Here is a 19264-nt window from a genome sequence, read left to right as displayed (position 1 = left end):
AGATAGTAAAAAAGTAACAAATCATAAAGGTCTGAATTTAAGACTTAACAGATAATAACAGCCCCTGTTTTGCAGCCAAAGACACTTGTGCACCACCCTCTTTAACAACCCATTGAGCACCGCTGAGCCGATCCTGTAACAAGCCTGAATCAATTCCTAACTGCCAGAGCGGTAATTCTAATGTCTGCGCCGATTCATCATTATTAACGACACAGATATAACATTCACTATCCATGCTTCTGGCAAATGCAAAAGACTGCTCCTGTACTGCCAGCCACTGAATGCTGCCCGATTGTAATGCTGGAGATGACTTTCTCAGCGCTATCAGCTGCTTAAGAAGTGCAAAGGTCTGCGGCTTATTGTCCGCTTCGGCTCTATCCCAGGGGAAACAGCGCCGGTTATCGGGATCCTGGCCGCCCTGCAGTTCAACCTCGGTGCCGTAATAAACACAGGGGCTTCCTACGTAGGTAAACAGCATCAGCAGCGCTAAATGCATCGTCTTTGTATCATCATTCACCATGCTCAGAAAACGCATGGTATCGTGACTGTCCAGCTGATTCAGCTGCGACAGCTGGTTTAACCAGGGCAGCTTAACCCGAGCTTCGTTTAACCATTCCACTAACTGCGGCGCATCAATCCGGCATGCATGATAAGAGATATCTTTGTGTGCGAAGAAAGCCCGGATAGGATGGGAAAAGCCGTAATAGTTCATTGCCCCATCTTCCTGCTCGCCCTGCAGCCAGTTAGACGCCTCAAAAAAATGCTCTCCCAGTACGTAACAGTCAGGATTAACCGATTTTGCCGCATTGCGGAATGCTTTTACATAATGGGCGTTATTCAATGCGCCGGCACCTTCTCCGAGCATATGAATAACATCAAAGCGCCAGGCATCAATATTATAGGGCGGACGCAGCCAGTGTTTAATCACCGCATCGTCGCCTGCATAGATATAGTCCTGAACCTCAGGATTAGAGAAATTCAGCTTAGGCAGACTGGCGATGCCGTTCCAGCCGATATACTCATTAGTCTCTCCGCTAAACTGATAATGCTGACGGTAAGGTGATCCGGGATTATCATATGCGCCGGCTTCCTGGTCTGACGAATTGCGCTGGTATTTATCAAACCAGGCATGGTCCACTGATGTATGGTTATAAACAGCATCAAGCATAATTTTCATCTCACGCAGATGCAGCTCTTCGACCATCTCGACAAAAAGTTCATTGCTGCCGAGGTGCGGATCAATATTCAGGTAATCGGTTGTGTCATATTTATGGTTACTGGGCGCAGTAAATATCGGATTTAAATACAGCGCAGTAATACCCAGCTCCTGCAGGTAATCAAATTTGTTGTAAATCCCCTGCAGATCACCACCGAAAAATTCACTGGCGCCGGTTCTGCCGTGCTCAGAAACCGCCTCGCCCCATATTTTTGCAACCGTTGGTCTATTCTTTCCACGTAAACAGTATTCATCTGACTGAACACTAATTTCCGGATTTCCATTAGCAAAACGATCCGGGAAAATCTGGTAGAAAACCTGCCCTTTAACCCATGCTGGGGGCTGATGCCGGCAGTTATATTTGAAATGTTTTTCTTTACCCGGGACACGGGCAGATATACCGCAGCCGTGCAGCCACCATTGACCACTGCTGTGCAGCACCTTAAAAGTATAAAAAGTAATATCTTTATCGCTGTTTACCGGCAGCTCACCATGCCAGTACTGCAGCCTGCCTTTACTTTCACCACGGCTCATCACAATCAGCTGTTCTTCGTTATCCGGCTCACAGCGAATAAATACATCAGAAACCGGCAGCTCGACAGCACTGACCATAGTAACTTTGAGGCTGTTAATACTAGGAGTAAGCCAGGCACTGTCCTGACCATGGTAAAGAAATGGTTTATTCATTGAATATGTCTCTCTTTTTATATTATTTGTAATAGAACAGATATCCATATCTTTAAATGGTTCGAGGCTCCCTTATACGACCATAACATCTTAAACTTTCAGCAGAGGACAAACAGAATTTTTTCCGGCAGATTAAGTAATTATTTTACTCATATTTAAGCCTGTCACAGCAAAACCCATTCTTTGATAAAGTGCTAATGCTTTGGGGTTATCATAGGCTACCCGCAGATTAAGGCGCTGTATATTTTCCTGCGTTAATCTGGACTCTAAAACTGCAACTGCGGCACTGCCGTAACCTTTACCTCTAAAATTTTCAGCGATATAAAAATCATAAATAAAGGCGCTTGAGGCACTTTCATTAACGGCATACCAGATATAACCGACAGTGTGCTTTTCAGCTTCAATACACTTTATATAATTATACGCTTTAGGCCTGTTATTCGGAAAATGCTCTGCGTAAGAGCACTTCGCCAGAATAACAGACTGCTCTTGAGTATGACCGTAATTAGCAGCTAAATCCTGTGCATATTCATTAACAAAAATCTTTTTATAATCTGAATACTCATCGTCATGCATCTTTCTTAAGGTCAGCAATTTCCATACCTTCTTTTTTAAGTTTTATAGATTTTCATAAAAAACAGCATTTATTCTAGCCGGGTGCAGGTAATCACTACTTACCTGCTCTGACTAAAACTTATGACAGTCTGCCGATAAAGCTCGAGTAAAGACTCACTGTGCACTTTCACGCCCACCAGCTGCGCACCACCCGACCATTCATCATGCATATAGTTACGCTGATCAAACTTTTGTATCGTATAACCGGCAGCCGGGCCCTCGGTTACCACCCGCACAGGACCTCTGCGCATGGTAAACAGCTGCGGATCTATCACATAAGCAATGGCGGAAGGATCATGAACATGACAGCCCTGCAGTCCTACCCTTTGAGAATAAAACTTAAGATAATAGCGGCTTACATCCCAGATAAACTGACCAACCTCACCCGCATCATCACGCAGCTGATCCAGATATTCACTGCTGAAGAAACTCTCTTCGGTCACATCAAGGCCGATAATCGCCACCGGCCAGTCAGCAGAAAATACTCTGTCGGCGGCATGGGGATCGTCATAAATATTAGCTTCAGCATAGGGCGAAACATTTCCTCTATGACCGCTCTCACCAAATGCCCCGCCCATCACAACTACTTCTTTTACCAGGTTAACAATTTCAGGTTCCGCTTCCAATGCTAGCGCCAGATTAGTCAGCGGTCCGACGGCAACCAGAGTAATTTCACCCGGCTCTGCTGTCAGCGCATCAATAATATACTGATAAGCAGGACGGGAATCGGCTTCAACCTCAAGATGCTCCGGTGCCTCAATATTACCTAGGCCTTTTTCCCCATGAACAACAGTAGTCGCACCGACCGGCGCTCTCAAAAACGGTTTAGCGGCACCTTGGACAACATCCGCCTTTAACTGATATTTTTGCTTTAAGTACAAAGCATTACGCGTTGAATTTTCAATGGTCGCATTACCAAAAACCGTCGTCAATGCAGTAAGTTCAATATCGGGACTCGCCTCGGCAAAGATAATCGCCATTGCATCATCTATTCCCGGATCCGTATCCAGAATAATTTTTTTTACCATATTATTTATACCTTTATTGTTCAGCGTACTTCAAAATAAAAACTAATCCGTCTGCATCTAACACATATCTGGTGTGATAAACCACTTTATGCAGCCGACACCTTTATCAAGTTCAATACAGACAACCGCAGAGTTCTGAAATTTAAGCAGTGGATGCTCACTATTGTTAGTAATAACCCCGGCGGCTGCTTTCTGAATATGGGGTAAATGCCCGATATACATAACCGCATCTTCGCTGATCTGTTTAATCAGCTCAGAGGGATTATCATTGGGGTTCATTCCGCTCAGCTCAGATACCTGCTCTACGGCCAGAATTTCAGAAAACAGAGCGGCAGTCTGCGCAGCCCGCAGCTTTCCGCTGTGACAAATTTTACGGATAATAACGTTATGAGCCTTTAAGTAAGCGGCGGCTCTTTTAACCTGCTCACTGCCGGTATTCGATAAGGGTCTTTTCGCATCTACATCCTTAGACAGTGCAGCTCCATGCTGAACGAAATAAAGCGTTTTCATATTAAAAATCCTCAGAAGTGGACTGCTGTCCTGTAATTTTTTAAACCCTAAAGGCCTCAAATACCCGTTCAACAGCCAGTGCTCCCGGATCTTTAACCCCCTTCAGACTGTCGCGGCTCAGATAAGAGGAGCGGCCGGCTTTCGCAGTAACCATGCCTGAAGTACTTTCTGCGCCAATGCGGGCGGCTTCAACAGCTGCTTGTAAGCCGTCTTTTTCCCAGGCGATAAAAGCCGGATATAAGGCATCAATCATGGTGCGATCGCCGGGTTTTGCTCCACCGTAATGCATCATCTGTGCAAGTCCAGCTTTAAGCGCTGTCACTGTATCAGCATGCTGATTATAATCATGCCCCGCTGCTGTGAAGAATATTGAAAATAACACACCAGATGAGCCGCCCATCACAGCGGCAAGCTGCTCGCCAATCACATTCAGCAGGGAACCGCTGTCATTGAGCGGCAGTTTTTCAGCCTCAAGCTGCGCCAGAATATAACGGGCTCCAGCAGCAAACGTAGAGCCGGTATCACCGTCCCCCACTAGAGAATCAAGATGATTGAGCTCTTTTTCCGCCGCAATTAATGCTCCGCTTATTTTAGTCACAACAGCTGCGGCGGCTGTGTTTTCTGAGGCTTCAAAAGAAGAATTAACCGCAACTTTAGATTTTTTCACTACATTTAACTGACGCAGCTCAAGCGGCGGGAGCCATGCCTGTGTTTCGACAGGTGCCGACAGTGCCTGTAGATGTGCATCGCTAAGCTCCAGAATCGATATTGAGAAACCTTTCATATCAATAGAGGTCATCAGGGCCGCCGGTCCCACAACTAAATGAATATTATCGCGCAGTTCTGATTCGAGAATATCTTTGCAGATCAAGCTCATTTCCAGCTGTGATACACCACCGAGGTTATTAATCATTACGGCAGTTTTTGCATCCTCAGAAGATAAACAAGCTTTAAGCTTAGCGGTCATAAGATCCACCAGATCACGGCTGCTGGTGAAATCAATGGTGGTAATTCCAGGCTCACCGTGAATACCAAGTCCCAGTTCGACTTTGCCTTCGACAATAGACCGGCTGGTTTCTTCACCCGGCAGTGAACAGCAGGACAGTGCGGCGCCGATACTTGATACTGCATCAACAGCCCCCTGCGCGGCACTTTTGACTGCAGCTAACTCAGCCCCCTGCTCAGCTAAGTAACCTGCAATTTTATGCACAAATAATGTGCCGGCAATGCCGCGGGGGTTAATATTATCAGGAATGGAAATATCATCATCAACGATCACCATCTCCACTTTCAGGCCCATTTTTTTGGCTTTTTCACAAGCCAGGCCGAAGTTTAAACGGTCACCGGTATAGTTTTTCACAATAACTAAGCAGCCTTTTTCACCGGTTACATGAACAATAGCATTCAATACGGCATCAACACTCGGCGAAGCAAACAGCTCACCGCATACTGCACCTGTCAGCATGCCTTTACCCACAAAACCAGCATGAGCAGGTTCATGGCCGGAACCGCCGCCGGAAATAAGAGCAACTTTATCCTGCTTCCAGTCGCTTCGAATAACGATTCTGATCTGCGCATCAACATCAAGACGTGCCAGATTATTGTGTTTATTGCTGTACAAAATACCGTCAACTGCATCATCGACTAAAGCGGCTTTGCTGTTGATAAAAAATCGACTCATATTAACTCCATTAAGTGTCATTAATACTAAGATGAAAACAGCAGTAAACCTGATTGATCCACTGCGCCTGAAAATCAAAGAAACGAAAAATATACATATAGCATATCCTTTGAAATCATAGTACTAGATAAATATAACCTGAGAGATAGACTGCCGTTTTAGTGATATACCGCAGAATTTTTGACTTAACTACATGCTACGTAAGTACAAATATCCAATGTCTGCATAGACAATTATGCTGCAGACCTCTTATTTAGGAGTTTTAAAACAGATAAATTCATCAGCCCTGCGTGAAAGCGGCCGCGATAGTGCTAGGCTTGTAAGAGAGTCTGTTAATCAGGAGAAACACTATGAGTTATAAACACATACTGGTCGCTGTCGACTTATCAGAAAGCAGCGGAATTGTTATTGCCAAAGCCGTTTCACTGGCGAAAAGTTTCAATGCAAGACTGTCACTGATTTATGTCGACATAGATTACGCGGCTCATTACACGGGATTAAGTTATGCAGAATTTAATAAACTGGAGACCTGCGGTCCGGCAGACGAATCTCTGCATAAAGAGATGCAGATGTTAGCCGATAAAACTGAATATCCAGTTGCTAACTGCTTATGTGTAACCGGTGATTTAAATAAAAAGCTTAACGAGACAATTAAAAACTTAAATGCAGATTTACTGGTGTGCGGCCACCATCATGATTTCTGGAGCCGCCTGCTCTCCTCCGTACGCAAGCTGCTGAACACATCAGTAACCGACTTGTTAATTATTCAGCTGTAATCATCCTAATCAGCACCCGAGTTTCTATAAGCGCGGGTGCTTTTCACTGAGTTTGAAACGGCTGCGTTTTAATGGGTACAAACCGCGTAATTTTCAGGTGTACAGTATGACAAAGGAGTGTAGATCATTTCTTCATAGGGTTGTTTTTTAACAATTTTCAGCAGTGTGGAAATCGCCAGCCTGCCCATTTCATAGGGGTTCTGCCCTACATTTCCATGTGCAAGATGATCCCGTAACATAGCTAACTGCCCTTCAGATGCATCAGAAATAATAACCACAACCTGCTTTTGTGCAAGTTTCTGTTTGAACGGATCAATCATCCTGCGATATTGATACTCATCATTTTGTGCCCAGCCGCCGACAGCAATAAAGGAGTCGGCTTGATTCGGCTGTGCCTTGAGAATAGACTCCATCTGCTTAACAGCCCGGTTTATCTTGTCGTAATTCGGGATAGGAAGCCGTACCTCAGTCCAGCCATTGTCATTTTTGAGTATTTCTCCAGGAGGAGTCTGGTATATTTTTCCGGATAAAGCAGAGCGTACGCCCATCACCCTTAAATTCAAATTGGGAGAATCCGGCCGCCCGGTCTGAATAATAAGTTTACCGCCGTCAGGTCGTAATTTTTTTAACTGTTCGCCAAATGCTCTGCCAAGTTCAAAATTGTTTGTGCCGATATATGCTCGGCGCAGATTTTTATATTTCTCCCGAGTAGGGGCATCAAAATCAGAGTCATAAGTAACAACAGGAATTCCCGATTGTATGGCTTTCTGCATACTGTTCCTTGCCAGAAAATCAGATTCCGTTACGGCGACTGCGATACCATCGATACCGTCATTGATCATCTGTTTAATCATTTTATCCTGCAGCCGCACATCTCCTTTTTTCGGTGCCAGGTATATGCATTCTACCTCTTCTAACTCAGCAGCGGCCTCTCTGCAGCCGTCTCCACTTTGATCAAAAAACACTCCCTGAAATTTTGCAACAACCGCAAATTTCAATGTTTTACCACTAACTGAAAATACCGGTAACAGGGTTATTATTATCAATAGTAACACCGATTTAACTGTATTCTTCCCCATATTTCGTGCAACTCCTTCCTTAAGGTGCCCGTAATTTCATCCCCGGCAGATTAAATCCGGAATATAACCTTATTATAGAACCCAATCATCTGGGCGTATCCTGTTGATATATCAAATATTAATAATAAATGATTTTATAAAATAAATGCTGAGGTGTCCTCTCATACTTTGTTAAATACAGATACGCTCCGTTTTACAAAAAAATGCAGCCCCCTAGAAATCATTCAGGCGTACGTTCAAGACAATATTTCAGTTTAACACAATGAATTGCAGATATGTTTTTATAGTGACGCGAAAGCGCCTGGAAAAAAGCAGCAGATTCCCGTCAGAACAGGTTTAACCCGGCTGGCAGAAAAGGTGTTTATAATGCATTGCAAAAGCGGGATATGCTTATATACAGCTCAAGATAAAACGACAGCTGCATTAACTTTAAAACAGCCGCCTGGCGCCCCGTTAGGCGGAGGTTGAAAGATGCTTAACGGGGCTGCTATAGAAACTGACAGGAGTGTCACTACTGGTGACTTCCTAATAATCTAATTAAACAGTCTCTTTTTGCGACGCCCGTTAGTTTAGTACAGTTATTCGCCTGAACACTTTCCTCAGCAAGCAGTTGATTTGAAGATACGGCAGCTGCAGGTGAAATAGATAGAGAGACAGCCATAATAACTGCGGCTGACAGACTAATTAATTTATTCATAATCATTTCTCCGTTTTCCATAAAATCTGCATAGAAATATTGCAGACACATAATAGAAGAACGTATTACAGCTCAAAAAATTGCAGATATTTTGTGTCGGTAAATAAAAAGCTGTAATAATTTAACAACTGTCTGCCGGTCAATTTTCCTAGCCGTTAATCTGCAAAAGAGTGTCGAAAAGATTAACAGAGCAGCTGATTTGTATAAAGCAAAGTGACTGATAACAGCAGCATATCAAACGGCCCCGCGTTCAGATCTAATATACAAAACTTACCCGGCACAACACCTTGAATTTCAGCAAGTAATAGTGATTATCATTACCACCGTATTACCAGGACTGAAGATTCAGTATATACAGCGTTTAATTCCCCTTCACCAGCCGGTGCCTGCTAAAAATAACAACTTCGTTTGAATTAAGTATGTTAGCACACTAGCAGCCCCACTATTAAAAACCGCATGGACACAGCTCGATATACAGTCTGTCGATAATATTTACAAATGTATTATTCATACTACTCTTATTTTTTTCAGATAAAAGTAACACATTGTTTTACAAGGACATTTTAAGTTGGCCTAAGATATGCTTTAAATATATGCAAGCAATAAAAAAACACATAAAAAGTACTTAATCTAACGGTTAGTTTTGTAAAAAATACAAAACTATCGAAAATATAAGGATTTAGTAAATATGAAAATCTCATTAACTAAGCTGATCACTGCATCCATCATTGCAGCTGCATTTTCGCTTACTACACAAGCAGCACCAATCGACTTAAATACATGGACTCAAGAAGGACCGCTCGGCAATGGTAACTGGACAGTTTCCGGTCCAGGAGACAGTGTCTATCAGTCAATTAACGGCAACCCCACATATTTTGTCAGCCCGGAATCTTTTATTAATAAAGAGTTTAACGGCAGCTTTATCCAAAACGGCAGCGCAGGCTACTGGGATAATGATTATGTAGGCTTCGTATTTGGATACAACGGATTAGATGATTATTATCTGTTCGACTGGAAACAAGGCAACCAGGGAGCAGCCAAAGAAGGGTTCGGACTTTACAAAATATCAGCCGGTACCAAAAATTTCTGGGACCACACAGGAACAGGTATTACAACTTTAGCAACCAACCAAAGCACCACTAACGGCTGGGTTGATAATACTCTTTATGATTTTTCATTAGGTTACACCGATACTGCAATTACAATCAGCCTGGACGGTGATATCTTTAATAATGAAACTGTAATAGATGTAGCCGGCCTAACCAACAGCGCAGGCCGTTTCGGTTTCTACAATTACTCTCAACAGGCAGTGACCTACAGCGGTTTTGAAGAAGATACCTGCCAGGTAAACTGCGGAGTGGGTGTTGCAGAGCCTGCTTCAATCATGGTACTTGGATTAGGCCTGATCGGCATCGCTGTTTTCCGACGCCGTAAAGTCCTTTAAAATATCAGTTGTTCATATAACAGCCCTCTTTCAGGGCTGTTTTTCTTTATGCAATGATTCTTCAGCAAAAAAACGGCATAAATATCTACAGGTGTGCATTAATCACCTTTAAGTGTATGTGCTGTTCACATTTCATATTATCCCTGCAAAGTGACTGTCTAAAGTAACTTTAAGATTGAATACTTAAGGAACACTTAATATTGAATGAATAATTGTAAAAAACTAAAAAAGACTTTCCGCGCAATTTTTAAACACCGTCAGAAACATAAACCAGCTGCACAACCAACAAATAAAAGGTAATAATTACCTAAAAAACACTAGTCGTGACCAACCACGCAAAACAACAATTCCACATTAAAAACAAAAGCATGCACACGATCACACAAACAAAGTAATCACCTTTATATAAACAACACATTTTGTTAGCGCAAAAAATAAAAATGAAGAAAATATTATTCTATTGCTTTAACTCACACTTTTGCTGTTGCTTAAAAAATAAACTGCGTGGCCATAAATTGAGCAGCAGGCAAGTATCGTGAATAAATATTCAAGGCTTACTGCCGGTCAATTTATTTACGCAAAAATGGATAAGGAAATCTCTTGAGCATGGAGTCAGCACAGAAACTTTTATCAATGCTGAAGTGCAGACAAAGCAAGAGCGCGCCCTTAACCGTCACAGTTAGTTAAGCAGACACTATGGAGTTTTAAAATGAAGAAAATATTAATTACCTTGTTCGGACTTTGTTTATCCCTAGGGGCAAATGCAGCCTGTTTCAAACACTTGGAAAAAGGCGCGCCAAGCGCCAGTGATCAACAGCTATGCCGAGCTGGTTATGCCGTTGGTTATAACTATCAGTATAAAGTGGCCGACTGGGTTGCTTACCATATTACCCGTGACAGCGTAAATGCTTTCTTTGAACGTTCAAATAACTTTAAAACAGATTATGAATTACCGGCAGCTCATCGTGCTACAAGCGGTGATTATACTAAGACTGGTTATGATCGTGGTCATCTAGCGCCGTCCGGCACTATGGATTTCACTCAAGAAGCAATGAAAGAAAGCTTCCTGATGTCAAATATGTCACCGCAGCTTCCTGGTTTTAACCGCGGCGGCTGGAAAGGCCTGGAAGAAAAAGTGCGTAAATGGGCTAATGACTATGATGAATTATATGTAGTAACGGGGCCTATCTGGGACGGCAATGAAACTTATATTGGTAACGGTATCTATATTCCAAACTCTTTCTACAAGGTGATTCTTGATCCTTACTATAATGATGCTATTGCCTTTATCGTACCGCACAGAAAAGTTTCTTCTTCAGAGTTAGCTGACTTTATTACTACAGTGGATGAAGTTGAAAGACTAACTAATCTGGATTTCTTCAGCGATCTGCCTGACAGTACAGAAAACAGCATCGAAGCGGTTGTCTGGGATATGTGGTAAGAGCTAAACTGCTGATGGTCTAAAGCAGATTATCAGCAGTTAACGCCGCTCGCAGGAGGTACATCCTCTACAAGCTGAGCGGCTTTTCTTATCTAATCTGCCGCGCTGAATTTTACAATAGGCATTTTTCAAAGCGCGCCGTCCGTCAAACCAGTCCTGTGCTTTACTAAGTATCAGATTACCGAGAAAACGCTTTAATAATTCCTGCCGGTATAACTCAACAAAGGTTTGATCAAAACTAATTTCAAAAAAGTCTAAAGCTTGTTCAATAGTGGAGAAAGAGCGGATCTGCTCCTGTATACTCTGTGGTTTTTCCCTATCCATAAATCCCCGCTACCGCCTGCGTTTCACAAAACAGTAATAGTATAACTCATTGTGTTCAGTTAAAGCTTCTGCAGCAGGCTGTCTTAAGCTGCTGACAATAAAAAAGTCATTAAAAGCGGCGCTATTAAAGTCAGAATAAAGCCGCTGACCAGCGCAGCAGGGATATGATCTGACTCGCATCTCTGTTTAATTATCGGCAGAGTTGTGTCCAGTGATGTTGCACCGCCGGCGCCGATACATTCGCGGGCATACTTATATCCGAACAGGTATAAAAGAAGAATAGCCAGCAGCTCACGAAACAGATCTGTCAGCAGTGCAGCTGTTCCATAAACAGCCCCTAACTTACTGGAGACCAGTACTCCAGAGAGTGAAAACCAGCCGAAACCACTGGATAAAGCTAAAGATGTATTAAGATCTTCCTGGGAAATATACGAAGCGGCGGCACCGCCGATCAGAGAGCCGATAACAACTAACACCGGGATAACAATAACCTTTGACGATCGCCATACCGCAGTCAGTTGTACATTCACAATATCGATACCGACAAAAAAAACCAAGGTATAAAGAAGCGCATCGCTAACAGGCAGGTGTGCCAGGACTTCTCCTGCTGAAAACGGCAGGCAGGAAAGTAATACACCGATAAAAACCATGGAAAAAGCAATAACACACTCTTTCACCGGCTCAAGAAAATTTGTTTTACCTTTTGGAGCTGAGCGGCTCTGCGGCTGTCCGGTTGATTTACAGAAAAAAATGTAAATAAGTAAACAGGAGCCGAAAGTACTCAACAGTGAAAATACAGAGGCTAAATATATACTTCTTCCTGCCGTTGCCGGATCTTTAAAAACTTCTGCAAATTCAACACCAATTGACAACAGCAGCAGCCAAACCAGCGGTCCTATCAGCCTGCCGGCAATGGCCGGGAAACTTTGCGGTCTGCTTTTTCCGACTGCATAGCCAAGAATTAGGGCTGCAAGAATAGGCATAATGGAATAAAAAATTGTCAGCATAAAAAGTAACCTTCCTCAGCTGCAGTAAATTAAAAACGCCCTGCTGAGCTTCAAATCAAAAAAATTAATAGAGGTTGTGAAGAATACACTAAATAATTCACTTTATTTGCTGCCGGTAATAATTTTTTCTGATAAAACCAGCGGTTAAGTGTAACGAACTATGACAGTTCATTTCACAGCAGGCTTGGCTATAAGTCCGGCAGCTGCGGTTTGCTTAACAGCAGCTTAATAAGGACAAACAACGCAGTTTACTTCGCAAGCAAAATAGCCATATAGAGTTAATAAATTCACTTCAACACGTTAAAAATATGAGTTGCTCATGGTGCTTTTGCTGGCACAATGGCGCCCATATTCCAAGTGTTATATTTATCTGTACAAATGTTAGGCAGTGATTATTTTTTTATGATTAACCTCTACATTCGCATAACAAATCAAACAGTTAAGAATAAGCAATGTTAGAATGACAAGTACATTAAAGAGATGCTGTAGTTACTTTTTATAAGAACAGCCCCCTCTTTTTAGTATCGGAATTTCTTCATAATTTCTGGTTTCATGGATTGAACAACAGCTAGGTTGTTTTGTCAGCAAGTTTCAGAGCCTTGCGCAGTGACAAAGCAGACTGTCAGACCTGTTTCTGACAACTTATGCTGGTTTAGATGAATAATCATCTCAGCCTTTCATTCAATTTTGAAAATGGTAATTATAATGAAATTAAAAAACAGTAATGGTTTTACTTTAATCGAGCTAGTCATCGTCATTGCTATCCTGGGCATTCTTTCAGCGGCGGCAATTCCCAAATTTATAGATCTGTCAGCAGATGCCAAAAAAGCTTCCCTGGACAGCTTCGCCGGCGCGGTAAGATCAACCAACAGTCTGGTGATGGGCAAAGCCAAAATTGCCAACGTTAAAAACTCAAACACTGTTACACAGATTCCAAATACTGATCTCTATGTGCTTAATGATCATATGAGCATCAAACCTGAACATCTAAAAAATGCCATGTTTTTTGACGATTTCATGGCCACTGACTTTAATAAAACCTTTCTGCCGTCTACCTATGTTTATCTTGGTAAAAAAGAATTAACCATGGAAGAGTTAGGCCAAAAGCAGTGTTATATTCACTTAACAAGACCCTCAGTTCAGGAGTCAGGCGGGCCTATCGTATATGGCGATTTAAAAATAAAGCGCTCTTATGACGGATGCTGAACAACATTGTAATCCTCTAAAAAAGCAGTCTAAAAAGTGTCGGATGCTGTTAGACATCAGGCAGAAAATAATAATAGTCAGCTCAAGAATGAGCGTTGAAGAGATCTTGTAAATTTTCTTTCGCGTATGAATTTCTTAATAATTTCTGGTTTCATGGATTGAACAACAGCTAAATTGTTTTGTCAGCAGGTTTCAGAGCCCTGCGCAGTGACAAAGCAGATTGTCAGACCTGTTTCTGACAGCTTATGCACGGTAGGATAAGAATCCTGCCGGTTAATTCAATTTTGAAAATGGTAGTTATAGTGAAGTTAAATAGTAATAAAGGTTTTACCTTAATCGAATTAATCATCGTCATTGCGATTCTTGGTATTCTTTCAGCCGCTGCTGTCCCCAAGTTTATGAGTCTAAGCGCAGATGCCAAAAAAGCCTCCCTGGACAGCTTCGCCGGCGCAGTAAGATCAACCGACAGCCTGGTAATGGGCAAAGCCAAAATTGCCGGAATTAAAAGCTCCAACACTATTACTAACATCCCGGATACGGATCTGTATGTGCTGAATGATCATATGAGTATCAATGCAGAACATCTGAAAAATGCTATGTTTTTTGAAGATTTTATGGCGACCAGCTATGATAAAATTTCGTCACAGACGACTTTTGTTTATCTCGGCGATAAAGAATTAAGCGCGCACGAAATAGACACACAGCAGTGTTATATTCAATTAACCAGGCCCTACACTGTTGTCGAAGACGAGCCTGTCGTATTCAATGAATTAAAGATAAACCGTTTTTATGACGGATGCTAATGATATTATACCAAATCCGCTAATTTTCTATTCATTTATGCTGGTTAAAATGAATGCTAACTTCGTTATTTATTTTGCAATTAGAACAACTAGTTACTGCAATCAATGCCTTGCTTTCATTCATTTTTCCTACACCTAAATAGATCACCTAATTAATGGAATTGGTATTATTAGCCTGCTAAAACGACAATCAAAAAAAATGCCTGATACTGTTAAGTCTCAGGCATCTCTTTCATTAAGTTAAAAACCACCTTGTTACAGGTAATTGCTCAAAATATCATCATAAAGCGTTTTGCCTATTTTACCCGGCGACACTTTTACCTGATCTAACCCCTTCTGTAGTTTTTCAATCAATGCATCATCAACATCTTTACTGAATGCATAATACAACTCTCCCTCTTTTAATACATGCACAACAACAAAGTCATCATTATCCAGATCGTTAGTTTTGATAAACAGGCGCGCTACATTTTCTTCATATGCCCAAAGCTGTATACGATCAGCATTGAGTTTTTTTGCCAGAGAGTTGGCACTCGCTCCCCTTTGTATTTTATCTTCCGGCACTCCTAATGCGGTAATTATCTGATCACCAATATCATCTCTAATTACGCCGATATCATAATTCTTAATATCATCCGGCAATGATATTGTGATAGCGCTGCTTTTTTTAGCCATAATCACGATGCGTGTTTTGATAATCGGGCCCGCCCACTTGAATTTTTTTTCACGAGCTTGGGTACGGGTCATTGAAAAAAGCCCCATATTAGGGCCCTCCACCGTCTTACGATAAGCCCGGGCCCAAGGCTGAAGCTTTATTGTGTCCCGCCTGATAGGCGTCTCCATTTTATGAGAAGCTGCTATCAGCAGATCCACTGCAATTCCCTTAAGTATTCCCCCGGAACTATAATTATAGGGAGGATACGCTTCGGTCAGAAGTTGAACATCCTGCAGGTCCTGCGCATTTGCAGAAGCGCAGAATATAGTTAACAGAAAAACAGTCCATAATTTTTTTAAACTACGAATAAGTAACACGATAGTCCTTCCTATTATTAAAAAATATTCACAGATATCTCACTCTTCAGCGCCTAGGCTGTTTCACTACAATATTTATAAGTGTAGGTTACGATTAAAAACCATGTCAAACCGATATGGTTGATTTAACAGCTAATATTAAAAAGCGACAGCACATAAGCAATCTGAAATGATTAAACAGAACAATGCGGCAATAATCCAAAAAAAATGCCTGCAGCAGAACTAACAGGCATTAATTTATTAATAGGCTTTGTTTAAAATTAAACAGCGTATTCAGTTTACAAATAGTTACTCAAAATATCATCGTACAGGGTTTTGCCGATTTTACCCGGTTCTGATTTTACCTGATCTAAGCCCTTCTGCAGACTATCAGTCAACGCATCACTGACATCTTTACTAAATGCATAATACAACTCGCCTTCTTTTAATACATGCACAACAACAAAGTCATCATTTTCAAGATTGTTGGTTTTGATAAACCAGCGTGCCACATTTTCTTCATAGGCCCAGAGCTGTATACGGTCGGCATTCAATTTTTTTGCCAGAGAGTTGGCATTGGTCGCCCGTTGTATTTTACTTTCCGAAACTCCCGCTTCTTTAATCAGCTGCTCACCAATATCATCGCGGATCACTCCGATATTATAGTTATTAAGATTTTCTACTGATGAGATGTTTATATTACTGCTTTTCTTAGCTAGAACCACAATACGCGTTTTAGCGATAGGACCCACCCATTTAAATTTACTTTCCCGCTCTGCACTACGGGTTGTTGAAAAAAGCGCAACATTCGGGCCGTCCAGCGCTTTACGATAAGCACGAGCCCAGGGCTGTAATTTTACCTGCTCACGTTTAATGGGTGTCTGCATTTTATGAGTAGCCGCAACCAGCAGATCCACGGCAATTCCCTTAAGTATTCCCCCGTCTCGGAAGTTGTAGGGTGGATATGCTTCCGTCAGTATTTCGATACTATTTAAGCCCTGCGCATTTACACCACCGCCAAACAAGACTAGGACCAGAACAGTTAAGATCTTCTTACAATTATGAATAAGTAACATGATAACTCCCTCTAATTATTAAATATTCAGTAATTCCTTCATCTTGACACGTTAAATTCCCAAGGTGCTGTCATTAATGAACGTCACGGATAAAAAGCTTTAACAAGCATCTTATTGAGGTATAGGTCATTTAAAAAATCATGTCAAACAGCTGAACTCCAGGAGCGGTTTATCTTTGAAGTGTGCCCTGATATAAATACAGTTATCAGAGCAGGACGTATTTAAAAAAGAGACATTTGATCAGAAGTGAGCTGATCAAAATCTTTGCCGAGTAAGGGCAGAATAGCTTCTGCAATCGGTTTAAGCTGTTTATCAATATAATGCTGATAATCGATGGCAGAATTCAGGTACTCCTGCGGCTCAGGCCCGTTAACGGTAATAAGATAAGCGATCCGCCCGCGTCGCTGATAACGTAAAGGCCGGCCAAGCTGCGCGTTATTATGATCTGCCAGACGGGCGGCCCTGACCTGCGGCGGCACATTTTTTAGATAAGCATCTAAAGGGCGGCGCAGACGTTTATGATAAATAAGTTTATGATCAAAACTTCCTGCCTTTAATTCATTAACCGTGTTAATTATCAGCTCATCAACCGGCTGCTCGGCAAACACTTTTGTATAGAGGCTTTTCTGGAACTCCTGTGCCAGCTCAGTCCAGTCTGAACGTACTGTTTCCAGGCCCTTAAAGAGCATGCTTTCACCAGAATCGCTGTGCTTCAGTCCGACGTAGCGCTTTTTGGATCCGGTTTCAGAGCCGCGAAGTGTCGGCATAAAGAATTTTCTAAAACAAGTTTCAAATTCTATCTCCAGATAACAATCGAGATTCAGCTCTGTTTTTAGCTTTGTTGCCCAGTAATTATTGATCTGTTTTTCCAGCTTTTCACCTCTAGCTCCTGCATCCGCAGCGTTATCACAGCCCTGCAGCCATACAAAAGTGGAGTCGGTGTCGCCGTAAATAACCTGCTCATTCTGTGATTCAATAAAGTCCCGCGTTTCGCGCATAATCTGATGACCGCGCAGGGTAATTGAACTGGCCAGGCGGGTATCATGAAAACGGCAGCCTGCAGAGCCCAGTACCCCGTACATGCTGTTCATAATAATCTTAATGGCGTGTTGAAAGGGCTGATTATTTTCCTTTTTAGCCAGCTCTCTGGCGGCGGTTAATTTATCAAGGATTCCCGGAAGATGATGTTTATTACGGCTGAATCTTGCACCTCGAAAACCCGGCAGGGAATCTGACTGAGGCTCCAGCAGTCCTTCAATCAACCCCATAGGATCAATTTTAAAAGTACGGATTATTGACGGATAAAGGGATTTAAAATCAAGCACCAGCACCCAGGAATAAAGCCCGGGTGTGGAGTCCATCACAAAACCGCCCGGTGAATGCTGCGCTTCGATATCACCAATATTGGGGGCAATATAACCGCTGCGGTGCAGTAACGGCAGATAAAGGTTAGTAAAGGCGGCTACGGAAGCGCCGCGCCGGTCCAGCGCTAAACCGGTTAAACGCGCTCGCTGTATGCAGTATTCAGCTAACTGGGCTTTTTCAAAAATGCGTTCTACCAGCAGGCAGTCCTGGAGATTATAACGGGCAAGCGAAACCGGCTCCTGCTCAAACTGACGCTTGATTTCTAAACCTTTATTCTGCACATCACTAATCAGTTTACCTTCAGAAAACATCGCCTGGCTGACAAATTCAAGGCTGAAACTTTCAAACTGCCAGCTGGCGTTTTTCAGCTGTTCGATACCGTCCAGAATCACCCGGCCGTTTAAAATCACCGACCCCTGCTGCGGATCGCTGCGGTGTGTTAACCAGCGTAACGGCGATCCGTCTCGTCCTATTTTCAGCTGCATATTATGTACAGCGGCCCTCTCAGCCAGCAGGCGCATATCAAAACTGCCTACCGCCCAGCCGATAACCGCATCGGGATCATATTGTTCAAACCACTCCTGCAGGGCAAGCAGCAGAGCCCGTTCATCTTTTAGCCAGTGAATATTGATATCATCTGCAGGCCGCGCAGTACCAGTCATTAATACCGCAGCATACTGCCCGCCCTCTTTAGCTAAGGGGTAATTACCGAAACTTAGTCCAACTGAGTATAACTGCCCCTGCGGACTGCATTCCACATCCAGTGACACCATTTTAAGCTTAGGCGCTGTATTTCCAGGAGATATTTTAGTTGTGCGGCACAGCCAGTAACTGCCGTTCCACTTAATATCAGCGTTGACTTTTAGCGAGCCGTAAATAAAGCGTTCCATCAAATAACGGTCAGTTAATTTAATATCCGCTTCAAAAAATGCAACGGCAGCCGCAGTTAACAGCTCCTGCATCGCTCGAAACTGTTTCTGAGTCAGGCAGTAAACCGCAGCTGCCGGCTGCTGGTTAAATAATTTTAAGGGTAATGGACGTATCTCCTGTGCCGCCAGGCCTTTTTCAGACCATAAATGAACGGCCTGCGGCAGATCCTGCTGATGCACAATAAACACATAACGCTGACCGGGTATCACTATCCTGCAAGGGCCGCGCTCAGTAGCAAGCCACAGAATCAGCTCAACTCCCTGTGCTGTTTCGTGCTGCTGACGGGATAAAATTAATCCCTGCAGCTCGGATAATTGATTTTCGGACATAAGCAGCACCTAGCGCATAAATTGGCAGAGGCTCATAAT

The 19264-nt window shown here is 42.6% G+C and carries 17 protein-coding genes; 5 read left to right on the top strand and 12 right to left on the bottom strand.

Annotation, left to right across the window (positions count from 1 at the left end; all coding sequences use genetic code 11):
• Positions 1-37: 37 nt before the first annotated feature.
• From malZ to G337_RS0119680, 5 genes are all read right to left on the bottom strand, one after another.
• Positions 38-1903 carry a maltodextrin glucosidase gene (gene malZ, locus G337_RS0119700; RefSeq protein WP_028865357.1) on the bottom strand — a complete coding sequence of 622 codons (1866 nt, stop codon included), beginning with the start codon at positions 1901-1903 and terminating at the stop codon, positions 38-40.
• 132 nt (positions 1904-2035) lie between these two features.
• On the bottom strand, positions 2036-2497 hold the full coding sequence (locus G337_RS0119695) for a GNAT family N-acetyltransferase (protein WP_028865356.1): 462 nt from the start codon (positions 2495-2497) through the stop codon (positions 2036-2038).
• Between the two features lie 80 nt (positions 2498-2577).
• Positions 2578-3546: a nucleoside hydrolase gene (locus G337_RS0119690; RefSeq protein WP_028865355.1), complete on the bottom strand. Its 969-nt coding sequence runs from the start codon at positions 3544-3546 to the stop codon at positions 2578-2580.
• 57 nt (positions 3547-3603) lie between these two features.
• Positions 3604-4056, bottom strand: a complete 453-nt coding sequence (gene sixA, locus G337_RS0119685; RefSeq protein WP_028865354.1) for a phosphohistidine phosphatase SixA — start codon at positions 4054-4056, stop codon at positions 3604-3606.
• 40 nt (positions 4057-4096) lie between these two features.
• On the bottom strand, positions 4097-5737 hold the full coding sequence (locus G337_RS0119680) for a dihydroxyacetone kinase subunit DhaK (protein ID WP_028865353.1): 1641 nt from the start codon (positions 5735-5737) through the stop codon (positions 4097-4099).
• Between the two features lie 350 nt (positions 5738-6087).
• Between G337_RS0119680 and G337_RS0119665 the strand changes: the two genes are divergently transcribed.
• Positions 6088-6513 (top strand): universal stress protein, encoded by a 426-nt coding sequence (locus tag G337_RS0119665; protein ID WP_028865352.1) that lies wholly within the window; start codon positions 6088-6090, stop codon positions 6511-6513.
• A 68-nt stretch (positions 6514-6581) separates the two neighbouring features.
• Here G337_RS0119665 and G337_RS0119660 read toward each other — a convergent pair whose 3' ends face one another.
• Both G337_RS0119660 and G337_RS0119650 read right to left on the bottom strand, forming a co-directional pair.
• A complete protein-coding gene (locus G337_RS0119660) occupies positions 6582-7592 on the bottom strand; it encodes a substrate-binding domain-containing protein (protein WP_028865351.1) in 1011 nt (336 codons plus the stop codon).
• 511 nt (positions 7593-8103) lie between these two features.
• Complete coding sequence (locus G337_RS0119650; RefSeq protein ID WP_157619408.1) at positions 8104-8289, bottom strand: hypothetical protein; 186 nt, start codon at positions 8287-8289, stop codon at positions 8104-8106.
• Between the two features lie 688 nt (positions 8290-8977).
• Here G337_RS0119650 and G337_RS0119645 point away from each other — a divergent pair.
• Together G337_RS0119645 and G337_RS0119640 are read left to right on the top strand one after the other, a co-directional pair.
• Positions 8978-9733 carry a PEP-CTERM sorting domain-containing protein gene (locus G337_RS0119645; RefSeq protein ID WP_028865349.1) on the top strand — a complete coding sequence of 252 codons (756 nt, stop codon included), beginning with the start codon at positions 8978-8980 and terminating at the stop codon, positions 9731-9733.
• A gap of 709 nt (positions 9734-10442) precedes the next feature.
• Positions 10443-11174 (top strand): DNA/RNA non-specific endonuclease, encoded by a 732-nt coding sequence (locus tag G337_RS0119640; protein WP_028865348.1) that lies wholly within the window; start codon positions 10443-10445, stop codon positions 11172-11174.
• Between the two features lie 39 nt (positions 11175-11213).
• Here the strand turns inward: G337_RS0119640 and G337_RS0119635 are convergent, their stop codons facing one another.
• Entirely contained in the window at positions 11214-11498 is a 285-nt protein-coding gene (locus G337_RS0119635) for a nitrogenase-stabilizing/protective protein NifW (protein ID WP_028865347.1), read from the bottom strand.
• A gap of 83 nt (positions 11499-11581) precedes the next feature.
• The gene (locus G337_RS0119630; protein ID WP_051303436.1) at positions 11582-12505 is read right to left on the bottom strand and encodes a LysO family transporter; all 924 of its coding nucleotides are present in this window, start codon (positions 12503-12505) and stop codon (positions 11582-11584) included.
• A gap of 705 nt (positions 12506-13210) precedes the next feature.
• Here G337_RS0119630 and G337_RS0119625 point away from each other — a divergent pair.
• The gene (locus tag G337_RS0119625; protein ID WP_028865345.1) at positions 13211-13711 is read left to right on the top strand and encodes a type II secretion system protein; all 501 of its coding nucleotides are present in this window, start codon (positions 13211-13213) and stop codon (positions 13709-13711) included.
• Between the two features lie 302 nt (positions 13712-14013).
• Positions 14014-14514 carry a type II secretion system protein gene (locus G337_RS29445; protein WP_028865344.1) on the top strand — a complete coding sequence of 167 codons (501 nt, stop codon included), beginning with the start codon at positions 14014-14016 and terminating at the stop codon, positions 14512-14514.
• A gap of 255 nt (positions 14515-14769) precedes the next feature.
• Here the strand turns inward: G337_RS29445 and G337_RS0119615 are convergent, their stop codons facing one another.
• The 3 genes from G337_RS0119615 to G337_RS0119605 all read right to left on the bottom strand — a co-directional run bounded on the left by G337_RS0119615 (position 14770) and on the right by G337_RS0119605 (position 19225).
• Positions 14770-15546: a substrate-binding periplasmic protein gene (locus tag G337_RS0119615; RefSeq protein WP_051303434.1), complete on the bottom strand. Its 777-nt coding sequence runs from the start codon at positions 15544-15546 to the stop codon at positions 14770-14772.
• Between the two features lie 278 nt (positions 15547-15824).
• On the bottom strand, positions 15825-16601 hold the full coding sequence (locus G337_RS26895) for a substrate-binding periplasmic protein (RefSeq protein WP_037028223.1): 777 nt from the start codon (positions 16599-16601) through the stop codon (positions 15825-15827).
• A gap of 221 nt (positions 16602-16822) precedes the next feature.
• The gene (locus tag G337_RS0119605) at positions 16823-19225 is read right to left on the bottom strand and encodes a DNA polymerase II (RefSeq protein WP_028865342.1); all 2403 of its coding nucleotides are present in this window, start codon (positions 19223-19225) and stop codon (positions 16823-16825) included.
• Positions 19226-19264: the final 39 nt, after the last annotated feature.

The sequence above is a fragment of the Psychromonas aquimarina ATCC BAA-1526 genome (genome assembly GCF_000428725.1).
Lineage (GTDB): Bacteria > Pseudomonadota > Gammaproteobacteria > Enterobacterales > Psychromonadaceae > Psychromonas > Psychromonas aquimarina.
The sequence above is the reverse complement of the archived record's forward strand: the minus strand, read 5'-3'. Positions and strand labels throughout refer to the sequence as shown.

What these genes read in the sequence shown, in the direction of transcription:
- malZ (WP_028865357.1), bottom strand. Translation starts at nt 1,903, where the DNA reads ATGAATAAACCATTTCTTTACCATGGTCAGGACAGTGCCTGGCTTACT.
- G337_RS0119690 (WP_028865355.1), bottom strand. Translation starts at nt 3,546, where the DNA reads ATGGTAAAAAAAATTATTCTGGATACGGATCCGGGAATAGATGATGCA.
- sixA (WP_028865354.1), bottom strand. Translation starts at nt 4,056, where the DNA reads ATGAAAACGCTTTATTTCGTTCAGCATGGAGCTGCACTGTCTAAGGAT.
- G337_RS0119680 (WP_028865353.1), bottom strand. Translation starts at nt 5,737, where the DNA reads ATGAGTCGATTTTTTATCAACAGCAAAGCCGCTTTAGTCGATGATGCA.
- G337_RS0119665 (WP_028865352.1), top strand. Translation starts at nt 6,088, where the DNA reads ATGAGTTATAAACACATACTGGTCGCTGTCGACTTATCAGAAAGCAGC.
- G337_RS0119660 (WP_028865351.1), bottom strand. Translation starts at nt 7,592, where the DNA reads ATGGGGAAGAATACAGTTAAATCGGTGTTACTATTGATAATAATAACC.
- G337_RS0119650 (WP_157619408.1), bottom strand. Translation starts at nt 8,289, where the DNA reads ATGAATAAATTAATTAGTCTGTCAGCCGCAGTTATTATGGCTGTCTCT.
- G337_RS0119645 (WP_028865349.1), top strand. Translation starts at nt 8,978, where the DNA reads ATGAAAATCTCATTAACTAAGCTGATCACTGCATCCATCATTGCAGCT.
- G337_RS0119640 (WP_028865348.1), top strand. Translation starts at nt 10,443, where the DNA reads ATGAAGAAAATATTAATTACCTTGTTCGGACTTTGTTTATCCCTAGGG.
- G337_RS0119635 (WP_028865347.1), bottom strand. Translation starts at nt 11,498, where the DNA reads ATGGATAGGGAAAAACCACAGAGTATACAGGAGCAGATCCGCTCTTTC.
- G337_RS0119630 (WP_051303436.1), bottom strand. Translation starts at nt 12,505, where the DNA reads ATGCTGACAATTTTTTATTCCATTATGCCTATTCTTGCAGCCCTAATT.
- G337_RS0119625 (WP_028865345.1), top strand. Translation starts at nt 13,211, where the DNA reads ATGAAATTAAAAAACAGTAATGGTTTTACTTTAATCGAGCTAGTCATC.
- G337_RS26895 (WP_037028223.1), bottom strand. Translation starts at nt 16,601, where the DNA reads ATGTTACTTATTCATAATTGTAAGAAGATCTTAACTGTTCTGGTCCTA.
- G337_RS0119605 (WP_028865342.1), bottom strand. Translation starts at nt 19,225, where the DNA reads ATGTCCGAAAATCAATTATCCGAGCTGCAGGGATTAATTTTATCCCGT.